At 71.6% G+C, this 13,259-nt stretch carries 10 protein-coding genes and 2 pseudogenes; 10 read left to right on the top strand and 2 right to left on the bottom strand.

Translation table 11 applies throughout. The annotated features are described in order from the left end of the window. Positions 1-463 precede the first annotated feature (463 nt). The 4 genes from ND747_RS24460 (at position 464) to ND747_RS24445 (ending at position 4,987) form a co-directional block, all read left to right on the top strand. Complete coding sequence (locus ND747_RS24460; RefSeq protein WP_251736532.1) at positions 464-964, top strand: transcriptional regulator; 501 nt, start codon at positions 464-466, stop codon at positions 962-964. A gap of 185 nt (positions 965-1,149) precedes the next feature. Further along, positions 1,150-2,277 carry a patatin-like phospholipase family protein gene (locus ND747_RS24455; protein ID WP_251736531.1) on the top strand — a complete coding sequence of 376 codons (1,128 nt, stop codon included), beginning with the start codon at positions 1,150-1,152 and terminating at the stop codon, positions 2,275-2,277. A gap of 85 nt (positions 2,278-2,362) precedes the next feature. Continuing rightward, entirely contained in the window at positions 2,363-2,857 is a 495-nt protein-coding gene (locus ND747_RS24450; RefSeq protein ID WP_251736535.1) for a hypothetical protein, read from the top strand. Positions 2,858-3,184: 327 nt separating this feature from the next. Then, complete coding sequence (locus tag ND747_RS24445) at positions 3,185-4,987, top strand: hypothetical protein (RefSeq protein WP_251736530.1); 1,803 nt, start codon at positions 3,185-3,187, stop codon at positions 4,985-4,987. Positions 4,988-5,111: 124 nt separating this feature from the next. Here ND747_RS24445 and ND747_RS24440 read toward each other — a convergent pair whose 3' ends face one another. After that, on the bottom strand, positions 5,112-6,665 hold the full coding sequence (locus ND747_RS24440) for a PAS domain-containing protein (protein ID WP_251736529.1): 1,554 nt from the start codon (positions 6,663-6,665) through the stop codon (positions 5,112-5,114). A 637-nt stretch (positions 6,666-7,302) separates the two neighbouring features. Between ND747_RS24440 and ND747_RS24435 the strand changes: the two are divergent. The 6 genes and pseudogenes from ND747_RS24435 to ND747_RS24410 form a co-directional block, all read left to right on the top strand. Further along, positions 7,303-8,541 (top strand): annotated as a pseudogene (locus tag ND747_RS24435) (CpaF family protein); the annotation flags it as partial. Positions 8,542-8,901: 360 nt separating this feature from the next. Beyond that, positions 8,902-9,771: pseudogene (locus ND747_RS29520) on the top strand (type II secretion system F family protein); the annotation flags it as partial. A 218-nt stretch (positions 9,772-9,989) separates the two neighbouring features. Beyond that, a complete protein-coding gene (locus ND747_RS24425; RefSeq protein WP_251736528.1) occupies positions 9,990-10,940 on the top strand; it encodes a type II secretion system F family protein in 951 nt (316 codons plus the stop codon). 289 nt (positions 10,941-11,229) lie between these two features. Then, on the top strand, positions 11,230-11,496 hold the full coding sequence (locus ND747_RS24420) for a hypothetical protein (RefSeq protein ID WP_251736527.1): 267 nt from the start codon (positions 11,230-11,232) through the stop codon (positions 11,494-11,496). 34 nt (positions 11,497-11,530) lie between these two features. After that, positions 11,531-11,935 carry a TadE/TadG family type IV pilus assembly protein gene (locus ND747_RS24415; protein WP_374216314.1) on the top strand — a complete coding sequence of 135 codons (405 nt, stop codon included), beginning with the start codon at positions 11,531-11,533 and terminating at the stop codon, positions 11,933-11,935. Positions 11,936-12,138: 203 nt separating this feature from the next. Then, positions 12,139-12,582, top strand: a complete 444-nt coding sequence (locus ND747_RS24410; protein ID WP_251736526.1) for a hypothetical protein — start codon at positions 12,139-12,141, stop codon at positions 12,580-12,582. A 24-nt stretch (positions 12,583-12,606) separates the two neighbouring features. Here the strand turns inward: ND747_RS24410 and ND747_RS24405 are convergent, their stop codons facing one another. After that, the gene (locus ND747_RS24405; RefSeq protein ID WP_285901052.1) at positions 12,607-13,014 is read right to left on the bottom strand and encodes a YchJ family protein; all 408 of its coding nucleotides are present in this window, start codon (positions 13,012-13,014) and stop codon (positions 12,607-12,609) included. Positions 13,015-13,259 lie beyond the last annotated feature (245 nt).

The raw sequence follows: 13,259 nt of genomic DNA, 5'->3' as shown, positions 1-13,259 counted from the left end.
GGGCGCCGGCGGGCGCTGCCGGGCGGCCAGGCCCGCGCCGCTGGCCGGTCGCTTGCTCGGCCGCAGGCGACTCACAGTTACGCCGTTGGCATAACTATGACATAGGGTACCCGGATCATCGGCTCTTGGTAGTCGAGACGGTTACAGCGAGCGAGTAACGGGCATCGCTGTGTGGAGTGGTTCCGGTCAGGATGTGAAAGGGATCTTACGTAAAGCGCTCGACAGGCTATGATCAAGCGTAATCTGTCGTTGGCCGACTGCTCATTGAAGTCCGAGCGCGATATTCCGTATGAACGCGTATCAAGGTCGTGACTCTACGTATGTTCACGCGTAGGTCTCGCTTTGGCGACGTTACGTTAGTGTGAGCATGCCGAGAAGGTGCCCTCCGGTTCGTGGGCGCAGCCGCGCCGGTGAACCGCGCCGGCGCAGGGATGCTCGGGCGAGACGGCTGGGGGTGTGTCGGATGAGCCGGGAGTATGCGAAGGCAGTGGGCGCCCGCCTGCGAGCTATTCGGATCCAGCAGGGTCTGTCGCTGCAGGGGGTGGAACAGAAGTCGCGGGGCCGCTGGAAGACCGCCGCGGTCGGTTCCTATGAACGCGGCGACCGTATGATCAGCGTGCATCAGCTGTCCGAGCTCGCCGGGTTCTACGGCGTGCCGGTATCGGCGCTGCTGCCCAGCGAGGATCAGCTGCCGCCGCGGGAGCGCCGCCCCCGCACGGTGCTCAACCTCGAAAAGCTCAGCGAGGCCCCGCCGGACACGTCCGCCCTGGTCCGGCGCTGGGTGGCGCAGATCCAGCGCCAGCGGGACGACTACGCCGGGCGGGTGTTGTCCATTCGTGACGGTGACGTCCGGGCGCTGGCTCTGCTGCACGACACCACGCCGCAGGATTTCGCCGAGCGGCTGCGCAACTGGGGTGTGCTGGAAACGAGCTTCCCGGAGGAGAGCGAAGAACCGCTCGAGTAGACGTCCGGTCCGTTCCGGCCTGGCCCGACGGCGCTGCCCGCGGTACGCCTGCGCGCAGAGCCGTTCGGCCCGGGCGGGGCCGGGCGAGAACGACGCCCCGGCGTTCCGGGGGCGGCAGGAGCCCCGTCGCGGGGTATCCCACCCTCCTGGGCGCCGCGTCAGGGTGCCCCGCCAGGAGGTGGACGATGAGCAGAAGGCGGACGGTGCGTCGAGGTCTCGTTCTCGGCGCAGGTGGGGTCCTCGGCTCCGCCTGGATGATCGGCGCGCTGCGCGCCGTCGAAACCGAGACCGGTCGCGATCTTGCGGCAAGTGATCTGGTGGTCGGCACCTCTGCCGGCTCCGTGGTGGCCTCTCTGCTCGGGCTCGGCATCAGCGTCGAGGCGATGGCCAACTCCGAGCGGGGCATCCACGAGTCCGGTGACCCCGTCCTGGACTACCGCGACCTCGGCGCATCGCTGCCGCCCAGGCCGAAGATGCGCCTGGGCTCGCCGCGGCTGCTCACGGCAAGTGCTCTGCATCCCCGCCAGGCCACCCCGATGGTCACGTTGGCCGCACTGCTGCCACAGGGCCGCGGCAAGATCTCCGCGGTGGGTGATCTGGTGCTCGCCGGGATGGAACGGGCCGGTGCCGATCCCGGCCACTGGCCCGATCAGCCTCCCCTGCGGATCGTGGCGATGAACTTCGACACCGGCCACCGGGTGCTGTTCGGCGAGCCGGACGCGCCGTGGATGTCACTGCCCGACGCAGTCATGGCCTCCTGCGCCATCCCTGGCTGGTACGCCCCGATCGAGGCCAACGGCCAGCGTTTCGTCGACGGCGGGACGAGGTCCCCGACCTCGGTCGACCTGCTCGTCGATGCCGGCCTGGACGAGGTGGTCGTGGTCGCCCCGGCCTGTTCGCTGACCACCGACCGCCCCCGTGGCGCCGTCGCCCTGGTCGAACGCCAGGTGCGCCGGGCCGCGACCCGTCGGTTGCTGCGCGAGGTCGCCCTGCTCGAGGGAGCTGGAACCCGGGTCACCGTGATCTGCCCCGGCCCGGAGGATCTGACGGTGATGGGCGGCAACCTGATGGATCTCACCCGCCGTGCCGAGGTCTTCGAGACCAGCCTGCGCACGACCACGGAGCTGCTGCGGTCAACCGTCCACCCCCGGCCCCGTCACCGAACCACCCCGCCATCGCGCCGGCCCCAGCCCGCCGCGGATCTCCAGGTCGCCGCGGAGACGGGCGCCACCCCGGCGGGTGCGGCGGCGGACGGGCTGGTCCGCAGCAAGCGGGGCGACGATCCGCCGGTCGGACTCGGACTCGCCGGCTGACCGGGATCCCGTGATGGCCTCTGATCCGCAGCCGTGGACCGACCCGCTGCGTCACCCGGATGTGGTGGGTTGGCAGACTGGTGCTGTGCGTGTCTACCTGCCCTCGACGCTCGCTGCCGCCCGCTCGGTATGGGAGTCCGGGGAGGTGCCCGCCGGCACCGGCTTCGCGGTAACCCCTGCCCTGCGCGAGTGGTACGCCCAGTCGGAGTCGGAGGAGGAGCTGGAGTACGCCGTCCTGCACGATGCGGCCCGGGCCAGCCTCCGCCTGCTCGACGCCGACCCGGCCGCCCCTCGCCTGCGGCTGGTGTTCGTCGCCGAGCTCGCCGATGGCGCGGTCCGTGTCCGGGACGATCTGGACCGCGGCACCGTCGAGATCGACTTTCCGGTGCCGTGGTCGTCCGTTGAGGCCGTTCACGTGGACGACGGGAGCGACGAGGAGGTGCTCGCCGCGGTCCGTGATGCCGCCGACCAGATCCTCGAAGCGGACCTCGGCGGTACCGACGCGGCCTTCACCGTCGACAGTGCCGAGGGTTTCGAGCTGCTCTGGTTCGCTCCCCAGGAGCTTCCCGACCTGCTCTGACCGTCCTCGCCCGGCACGCGCGGCAGATGGTCCGACACGTGCGGCGGGTGGTTCGGCACCTGAGGCGGGGTGGTCCGGCACAGACCGGGAGCTTTGGGCCCACATCGGAGCGGGTGCCACCGGTTGGGGCTCCCCGGGGCGCAGCCGGTCTCGGCTGTTGCGAATAATAGGGATTGCGCCGCACGCGTCCGTTCGGATCCAGGTCCGGGCGGGGCTGGTGGTGCGACCCCCTTGTCTCTGTTGACATTTCTTCGTCCCGAGATGCCGGCTCCCGTCATACGGGTGTGGATCTCGAACGATCCACCGCGGTAGGGAGGCTGGCAGCCCATGCTGTACCTCGCCGGGCAGATCCTGGCGTACGTGCTGGTGGCGATGGTCATCGGTGCGGCGCTGGCGTGGGTGTTCCTGATCGCCCCCCTGCGCCGGCAGTTGCGGGCCGGGCGTCAGGACCAGCAACCGGGCAGCTCCACCGCCGCCACGGACGGTGCCGAGGTCACCCGTCCCACGTCGATCTTCGGCAGGTCCGGGGACGCACCGGTCGTCGCCCTCGGCCGACCGGCTGTCGGATCCGCGGGCGAGCCGGCCGGGACGACCCCGGCGGTGCCCGCGCTGGCCGAGTCGACGCCGACCGAGAAACCCGTGCCGGTGGGCGAGTCTGTGCCGGTCGGCGGGCCTGTGCCGGTCGAGGTGCCGGCACTGGTGGAGCAGCCTGAGCCGGTCGGGGAGCCGTCCGCGCTGGCTGCTTTGCCCGCGGTGGACGAGTCCGCGGTGGACGAGTCCGGTCCGAGCGCCCCTGCGGTGGGCGAGCATGCCGCCAGCATGGCCGTCGTGGATGCGCAGGCAGGTGCTGCGTGGGTGCCGGCCGAGCCGTCGACGGGCGCGGAGTTGGCCGTCACCGGGCCGATCACGCTGCCCCTGCGGATGGTGCGGGCGGTGGAGCCGGTGGCCGAACTCGTCGATCTGCTGCGCCGGCAGCGTGACGACGCCGCGCTGGAGCGGGCCGACCTCACCGCCCGGCTGGCCGTGGCCGAGCAACGTGCGGCCGAGGCCGAGCAGCGGATCTTCGCGGCCGAGCGCCATGCGATCACGGCGAGCGCCCGGGTCGAGGAGATCGACTCCGCGTTGCGTGCCCGGGTGGAAGCGGTCACCCGCCCGATCCCCGAGGTCGAACCTTCCTCCGTCGAGCTCGAGGTCGAGCCGTCCGCCCAGGCAGGACCTGCTGTCGTCGGAACCGAACCGTCCGAGACGCCTGCCGCCGCCGACGATGGGACGCTGGACGAGGACCGGAGCGCACCACCGACGGGGCCGACCGTCGCGGAGCTCGTCCGGGCCGCCGAGCAGCTACGTCAACAGCTGGACGAGGCCGAGGGGCGGGCGGCGAAATTCTCCTCCCGGCTGGCGATGGCCCGCACCGAGGCGGAGGACGCCCAGCGGCAGGTCGTCAATCTGAACACCCGGCTTGACCGGCATCAGGCCGAGTGGGCGGCCGAGCGGCAAAGCCTGCTGGGCCGCATCTCCCGCTCGGAGACCGCCCTGAGCGTTCAGCCCGCCACCGGGGACGTAGGGGAGCCGTCGGCAGCCGTCGAGCCGACGGTGGTTCCCGAGCAGGCGGCGGTTCTGGAACCAGCGGTGCCTGCCGAAGCAGCCGAGGACGTGACCCCGGCCGCCGTCCTGGCGTCGATGGCGGACACCGAGGTCGCCGTGGAGGTTCCGGCGGCGCGATCGCGTCCGACGGGCGCGGCGACCAAGGAACGGCCGTCGACGGTGGCCGGCGCGCCGGTCCACAACCCGACGGGGCTCGCGACCTCCCCCGGGGCCCGGCGCGGTGCCACCGGTCAGCAGGCGGCCGGCGGCCGGGTGGTGATGGAGTCCTCGCCGCGGTGGAACGGGCTGCTCGACCCGTCGGCTACCGGTGGGGACAACCTCAAGGAGATCGTCGGAGTCGGTCCGGTGATCGAGTCACGGCTGCGCACCCTGGGCATCACGACCTTCGGGCAGCTCGCCGAGATGGGCGACATGGACGTCGAACGGCTGGCCCGGATGCTCGACGGGTTCGGCGATCGGATCATCTCCGACGACTGGGTTGGCCAGGCTCAGGACCTCCAGGTCCGCCACTACGGCGGCGTCTAGTGCGCGCTGTCCGCGAATGTTCATGGGCAGCGCGCTGGTAGCTGTCTGAGCTGTGGCTGTGGCTGTGGCTGTGGCTGTGGCTCGGGCTGGTCGGGCTGTGGCTGGCTGGCGTCCACCCGGAGTACTACAGGCCGGAGATAAGACCTTCGATCTCGGCCTCGAGGATGCGGCGGTCGGTCACGTCGCTGTAGAGCCACAGATGGCCGCGGTAGCCGTCGCCCGCGGCCAGGGTGATGTGGCTGCGTTCGAAGAAACGGCCGTCGGCGAACATCACCGGCTCGCGTCGCAGGGTCCGTCGTCGGCGCAGCAGGGTGTCCAGCCGGGCGGCGAAGCCGGAGGGATCGTCGACGAGCCCGGCCCGCGGCCGCAGATGCCGGCGGCAGTCGGTGCCGACCAGGTCGACGGGTGACTCGGCCAGGTCGAACAGGTCGCAGTACAGCTGGTTGACGGCGACCACGGCGCAGTCCCGGTCGGCGATCAGCACGGCGGTGCTGAGCTCCGCGAGCAGTGTGGTCAGCCATCGTTCGCGATCCCGGCAGGCATCCTCGATGCGGCGCATCTCGGCGAACATGCAGCCGCAGTCATCATGGTGCCGGCCGGACCCGGTCCGCCCGGCGTGGTCCGGGTACAGATCGGCCTCCTCGTCCCGGTGCAGGACGACGGCCGCCCGCCACTCCGCGCCGGGCGGAAGGGCGCCGCGCGGATAGGCCGGCGGTCGCTCCTCCGCCGCTCCCCAGGGTGTCGGCCGTCCCGGGGTCGGTTCGCCCGGTACCGGGCGGCGCGGCAGGGGGATGCTCCACTGCTGCTCCGGGTCGCCGCTCACCGCGTCCGGGCCCGGCCCCTGTTCCTGCCCCGCCGTGGGGCCCTGAGTCGAGCCGGGGTCGGGCAGGCGACGGCCAGCCGGATGATTGGCCGAATGGCCGAGCGGGTGGCCGTTGCGGCGATCGGCCGGGTCCTCGTACCGTGACGGGCCGTCCGCGGGTTCGTGGTCATGGGTGCCGTGGTCGAACAGGGCTCCCGGCCCGAAAGCGCGGTCCTCGGTGAAGGGTCCGAGGTCGCCGAAAAGCTCATCGCCGAGCAGGTCATGGTCCAGCGGCCCGACATCCAAGGGTCCGGCTCCCAGCGAGTCGGTGTCCAGCGGCTCGGTGTCGAGCGAATCCAGGTCGAACCGGCTCAGGTCGAACAGTTCCGGATGGAGCAGGGGTGGGTCGAGCAGGGCCGGGCCGAGCGGATCGAGATCGCCGCGGTCGGCCGAGTAGGGCGCCACGGTGCCGGCGGTCAGCGTCGGAGCCGGGGTGAGCGTGCCGATGAAACGGCGGTGTCCGTCCTGCGGGAACGATTCCACGGTGTGCAGGATGGCGGCGGGACGGGTCGGCTCGTCGGCCCCGGCCAGCCGGATCCGGAGTACCAGGGCATCACCATATGTGACGAGCTGCCGCCAGTGGTTGCTGACAGTGTCGACGTCCTCGGGCTGCAGGATCTCATCCAGGCGTAGGCCGACGGCCTGCTGCCCAGGGAGCCCGGTGAGCGTCGACCAGGTCTCGTTCACGAAGACCAGTCGGCCCGCCGCGTCCGTCGCGAATACCGCGATCGGGCAGTTCTCGACAATTCGCCAGAACATTTCCCAAGCGGCCTTGTTGAACCTGTCGGACGGTTCCGGTTCCAGATTCTGATTCATCGCCCCGCACCTTTCGGTCCGGCGTTCACATCCGGATAGACGCTATCCGGCCGAACCGCCCACGCAGGCTGACGGGCATCTCGCGGGCGGCGGACGAGCCCAGGTGAGGATGGCTGACCGGACACGGAAGTGACCCCCGAGGCAGGTGTTGGTCGCCTGTCGGATGAGATCGGCAGGGTGGGGGAGTCTCCACCGGTCGATCCAGCAGGCGGAATATGACACGACGGGTGTGCGGGTTAGGGAACGCTGCGAGGCTATCGCCTCGGAGCGGTTTCGAGGCCGTAATCCCGTGGGCGTTTCCGGGGCGCTCCGTGCGCGGCTGCGCGCACCCGACGTGTGCGTGCAGCGACGGAGGTGCCCCGTTCCGTACTCAACTGCGATCGCAATTCCGATGCGGAGAGTAATCGTCGAGGTGGTCAAGGTCGGACGCTGTGCACACCGTGAGCTTGTTGTGTCCTACCCGCCCGGAGGGTCGGTGGGAGGTTGTGCGAACGTTGATGCGTCTGCCCCGAACTTCGGGGCTTGATTGGCGGTGACCTGCTTTCTACGCTTCGTAGCTATTGGTCGGGTGGCGGGCAGCGGAACAGGCACGGCCGGAGGAGCAGCGGTTTTCGTGGCGGTGGCACGCAACGGGTGGATGGACGCCACCTCCCACGTCGAGGACGAGGTGCGCGAACTCGTTCGCCGACGTTCCCTGGACCCGGTGCGCGATCCGGCCCAGGTGCGCAATCTCGTCCACGAGGTGCTGGCGGACTACGAAGAACGTGTCCTGGTCAGCGACCTTCCCCCGGTCACCGACCGAGACCTCACCGCCCGGCTGGTCTACGACGCGGTCGCCGGCTTCGGGCCGTTGCAACGCCATCTCGACGACCCGACCATCGAGGAGATCTGGATCAACGAGCCGGGCCGGGTTTTTGTCGCCCGCCACGGCCGCAGCGAGCTCACGACGACAATTCTCACCGCCGACCAGGTTCAGGACCTGGTCGAACGAATGCTGAAATCGTCCGGGCGTCGGGTGGACCTGTCGACCCCGTTTGTCGATGCCATGCTCCCGGACGGCTCCCGCCTGCACGTCGTCATCCCGGATGTGACCCGGGTGCACTGGTCGATCAACATCCGCAAGTTCGTGCTGAGTGCCGCCAGCCTCGACGAGGTGGTCGGCCTTGGCACGATCACCGCCGCCGCCGCCGCGTTCCTCGAGGCCGCGGTGGTCGCCGGGCTCAACATCATCGTGGCGGGCGGTACCCAGGCCGGCAAGACGACGATGCTCAACTGCCTCGGCTCGGCGATCCCCGCCCGCGAGCGGGTGATCTCCTGTGAGGAGGTCTTCGAGCTCAAGCTGCGCTCCCCGGACTGGGTGGCGATGCAGACCCGCCAGGCCAACCTCGAGGGCAGCGGGGAGATCCGGCTGCGTCGCCTGGTCAAGGAGGCGCTGCGGATGCGCCCGGACCGCCTGCTCGTCGGCGAGGTCCGCCAGGAGGAGGCGCTCGACCTGCTCATCGCGCTGAACTCCGGCCTGCCCGGCATGTGCAGCCTGCACGCCAACTCGGCCCGCGAGGCGGTCACGAAGCTGTGCACGCTGCCACTGCTGGCCGGGGAGAACGTCAGCCACGCCTTCGTCGTGCCGACCGTCGCCGCCAGCGTCGACCTCGTCGTCCACCTGGCCAAGGACGTCAGCGGCCGGCGCCGGGTCACCGAGATCGTCGCGCTGCCCGGCCGGGCCGAGGGCGACATCGTGGAGGTCGCCCAGATCTATCGCACCGGTGCCGAGGGCCTGGTCCGCGCGGACGGCTACCCTCCGCATGTGGAGCGCTTCGCCCGCGCCGGCTACGACCTGCCAAGCCTGCTCGCCCACGGCGATCATGACCAGCACCGCGACCAGCACCAACGCGCCTACCACCAGCACCAGCCCCCCCGATACCAGCCTCCGCCGCCCCCGCCGGGGCCGCCGCCCCCGCCGCTTGCTCCGCCTCCGGCGTCGCCTGCCCCGTATCCGGTGGTGCCCGCCTCGCCCGCTCTTCCCCCGGGCCTCGCGCCATCCCCGTCCCCCGCGCAGCGGATGCCGCCCGCTCCGCCGCCGCTCCCGCCGACCCCGCAGTTCCCGCCGTCCGCGCCGATGCCACCCACCCGGCAGATGCCGACGTCGGCGCCGGCTCCGCCGTCCGGGCAGCTTCCGCCGTCCGCGCCGTACCGCTGGCCGGGCGGCGGCTGGTCCGAGATCGCGGTGGAGGGTTAGATGGGGATCTTCCTCGGCCTGCTGTTCGGGCTCGGTCTGTTTCTGGTCGTCACCAGCGGTCGGTCGTCCGGGGTGCGTGGCGGCGGGCCGCTCGGGACGGCCACGGCCCGCTGGGAGCACACCACCGCGGAGCTGCTCGCCCAGGCGGGAATCCGTGGTCTCGGTCCGCGCCAGTTCGTCGCGATCAGCGCCGGGCTCGGAGTTCTGGTCGGGCTGGTCGTGTTGGCGCTGACCGGCACCGTGTCACTGGCCGGGGCGTTCGCGGTGTTCGCGGGCATGGTCCCGCGGGCGCTGGTGGTGCGGCGCCGGCACTCCCGGATGCACGACCTGCGCGAGCTGTGGCCGGACGTCGTCGACAACCTGGCCAGCGCCGTCCGGGCCGGAATGTCCCTGCCCGAGGGGCTTGCCGCCGTCGGGGTGCGCGGCCCGGTACAGCTGCGCCCGGCGTTCACCCGCTTCGGCGAGGACTACAGCGCCACCGGCTCGTTCTCGACCTGCCTGGACCGGCTGGCCGACGAGCTCGCCGACCCGATCGCCGACCGGATCATCGAGTCGCTGCGAATGGCCCGCGAGGTCGGCGGCACCGACCTCGGCCGGTTGCTGCGCACCCTGTCGACCTTCCTGCGCGAGGACGCCCGCACCCGCGCGGAGCTGGAGACCCGGCAGGGCTGGACCGTCAACGCCGCCCGGCTCGCCCTCGCCGCGCCCTGGATCGTGCTGCTGCTGCTCGCGACCCGAGGGCAGAACGTGCAGGCCTACGACAGCCCGACCGGGGTCGCGGTGCTCATCGGTGGCGGTGCGGTGTCCGGTCTCGCCTACGTCCTGATGCGTCGGATCGGACGGCTGCCCGAGGAGGGCCGGGTGCTGCGCGGCGACGCCGGGACCGCGGCGTCAGCTGCCGACCCGGAGGGCCCGCTGGTCCCGGCGGCAGGCGCCGCGGTGGCGTCGGCGGCGTCGGCGGCGTCGGCCTGGTCGTCGGATCCGGGTGGTGGCGGGCCCGGCGCGGGTTGGTCGGGTGGTGGCGGAGATCCCGGCTTCGGGCCGGACGGCCCGTACCCCGGGCCGGAATCCGGACGGGGGAGCTGGGGATGACGATGGTTGCTGCCGGCGCGCTGCTCGGCCTGATCCTCGGGGTGGGGCTGGTCATCATCGTCTACCGGTCGCCGCGAGCCCGGCGCATCCAGCTCGCCGACCGGATCGACCCGTACCTGCGGGACACCCCACGCCCGTCCCGGCTGCTCGCCGACCGGCCACGCGCGTCCGCCCGCCCGGGGCTCGCCGCCGTCGAGGCGCTGCTGCGCCCCCTGCTGTCGGACGCCGCCGGCCGCCTCGACCGGTTCCTCGGTGGACGGGCCGGGCTGCAGCGACGGCTCACCCAGGCCGGCGGACGCACCGGCATCGAGGAGTTCCGCGCCCAGCAGGTGATCTGCGCGGCCTGTGGGGCGCTGTTCGGGGCGTTCCTGCTGGCACTGCGCACCACCGTCGGCATCGGGCCGCCGGCGCTGGTCAGCGTCGCCCTCGTCGTGGCCGGTGCCGCCGGTGGCGTGGTCGGACGTGACTACTGGCTGAGCCGGGCCATCGGCGAGCGCGAGGACCGGATGCTGCTGGAGTTCCCCACGGTCGCCGAACTGCTGGCGTTGGCCGTCACCGCCGGTGAGTCGGCGATCGGCGCGCTCGAGCGCGTCGGCCGGCTCACCCACGGCGAGCTGGGCCGCGAACTACGCCTGGCCCTCGCCGACGCCCGAGCCGGCGCCACCCTCGTCCAGGCGCTGGAAGGCATCGCCGCCCGCACCGCGCTTGCGCCGCTGACCCGTTTCGTCGACGGCATGGCCGTCGCGATCGAACGCGGAACCCCGCTGGCCGACATCCTGCGGGCGCAGGCCATGGACGCCCGCGAGGCCGGCAAACGGCAGTTGCTCGAGGCCGGTGGCCGCAAGGAGATCGCGATGATGATCCCGGTCGTCTTCCTTGTGCTGCCCACCACGGTGATCTTCGCCTTCTACCCGGCCCTGGTGAGCTTCACCGTGATCGCCCAGTGAGCACGCGACCGCGGTTGTGCTGCCTCTCCCGGCCGTCGCTCCCACTGCGCGCGCAACGACATACGCCCCTTATGAGTCCCACCTGTCGCACCCCTCGCACCCCTCGCGCGACGGCCGGGACCCGCGGCACCTGCCCGGACGGGCAGATTCCCACGGACGGCAAGTACCCGCAGGCTCGCACGGCACGGCACGGCACGGCATGGCACGACGCGGTGCCCGGACCCGGTCTCGAGGTGACGCGTCGATGATCCGCGGCGCGCGGTTCGGGTCGAACGGAGAAGGAGAGATCATGGGACAGCGCATCGGGCAGGCCGGACGGGCCCTGACCGCACGATGGCTGGCATGGGCCGCCAGCCCGCCGGGCCGGCCCGGCGACGGGAGCCCCGGCCACGAGCGCGACCGGGGCGACGTCCCCGGCTGGGTGATGATCACGGTGATGACGGCGGCGCTGGTCGTGGCGATCGCGACGCTCGCGACCCCCGCACTGCAGAACCTGTTCACCTCCGCGATCAACTCGGTCTCCGGAGTCGGTGGCGGTGGCGGCGGCGGTAAGTGACCGCCCGGCCGACGGACCGGTCCTGGCCGAGCAGATAGCCGCAGCCGACGAGGATTCCCCGGTCGCCGACGAGGGTTCCTCGGTCGTGGAGTTCATCCTGGTGGGGACGCTGCTGTTGTTCCTGTTCCTGGGGATCCTGCAGGTCGGACTGGTCCTTTACGTCCGTAACACGCTCGCGGCCGATGCGGCCGAGGGCGCGCGGCACGCGGCCAACCTCGGTGTCACGGCAGCCGACGGCGGCCCGTACGCCCAGTCACTCATCGCCCGGACGATCCCCGGCCGTACCGACACCACCTGTACGGGCGTGGACGTCGACGGCCCGGACGCCACCGCCCTGGTCCAGGTGACCTGCAAGGTGGTCGTTCCGCTTGTGCTCGTCCCGCTCGGTGACGGCGTCACGCTGACCGTCACCGGCCATGCCGTGAAGGAGGTGCCGTGAGGCCGGCGGTCCGCCCGGGCTCGGCGCCGAGCGTCGGACGGCGCACCGCATGGTTGACCTACCGGGCCTGGCGCGCGCTGGCTGCCGTGATGCTGGCAGCCGCGGTCTGGGGACGGGAACGAGGAACCGGGGCCGGGGAACGAGCCCAGGCCGCCATCTGGGGGCGGGCGCGGAGACGGGGGGCTGCTGACGAGGGCTCTGCGATGATCGAGTTCGTTGGGTTGTCGATCGTGCTGCTCGTGCCGTTCGTCTATCTGTTCCTGTGCGTCTTCTCGGTACAGCGCTCTGCCTTCGGCGTGACGCAGGCCGCCCGCGAGGCCGGCCGCGCGTTCGCCACCGCCGACAGCGCGACGCAGGGCGTCGACCGCGCCCGCCTCGCCGCCGAACTCGCCCTGCGCGACCAGGGTGTTTCCGACCCACCGCAGATCCGTTTCGCCCCGACCGGCGCGAACTGCGGTGCCGGCAATCCCGGGGACGGCGCGGAAACCCTCGAACCGGGCGCCTCGTTCGTGATCTGCGTCCGCACCGTGGTCGCCCTGCCCGGCACCGGCGCCCTGTTCGCCGGCATCACCGACGTCACCGTCAACGGCCAGTTCACCGTGATCATCGACCAGTTCCGCGCCAACCGCCAGAACCCCCAGCCCTAGCAGGGGTTTCCTGCGTTCACGGGATTACGCGGGATCGCTGAGCAGCGGTCCCGCCCCGGCATCCACGTAGACCCAGCGACCGTCGATCCGAGTGAACGTGCTGCGCTCGTGCTGCATATGCCGTCCGCCGTCCGCAGTGCGCGCGATCGCGCGGAACTCCACGACGCCGACGTCGTCGTCTGGGCCGCCGTTCACGGTGTCGACGATCTGCAGGGCGCGCCAGGTCATGTCGGTGTCCAGATCCAGGCGGCGGGGGCGCGTTGCGGGATGCCAGGTGCGCAGCAGGTACGGCGCGAGGCCGCGGGCGAAGGCACTGTAGCGGGATCGCATGAGCGCCTCGGCAGTCGACGCTGGGTTCCCGAGATGGAAGGGCTCGCAGCACTGTGCGTACGCCAGGCGGGAGCCGCACGGACACCGGTCGACGACGCTCATGCGGTGCGGTGCGGCGTCACGGCACAGGTGGTCACGGCACAGGTGGTCACGGCACAGTTGGTCAACTCCGCCCGCCGGTTCCGCGGAGTCGGGCTTCGATGAGAAGGCCTGTGCGGTCGGGAGCAGTCGATCGCACGCATCCATGTGGGCGCCGTCATCTCGGACATGAGGGACCTCCACGAGCGCACGGCGTGGGACGAGCTGATATCAGGCAGGGTATCGCGACAGTCCACGCCGCCCTGCGG

It is taken from the genome of Frankia sp. R82 (genome assembly GCF_023716925.1).
GTDB lineage: Bacteria > Actinomycetota > Actinomycetes > Frankiales > Frankiaceae > Frankia.
The sequence above is the reverse complement of the archived record's forward strand: the minus strand, read 5'-3'. Positions and strand labels throughout refer to the sequence as shown.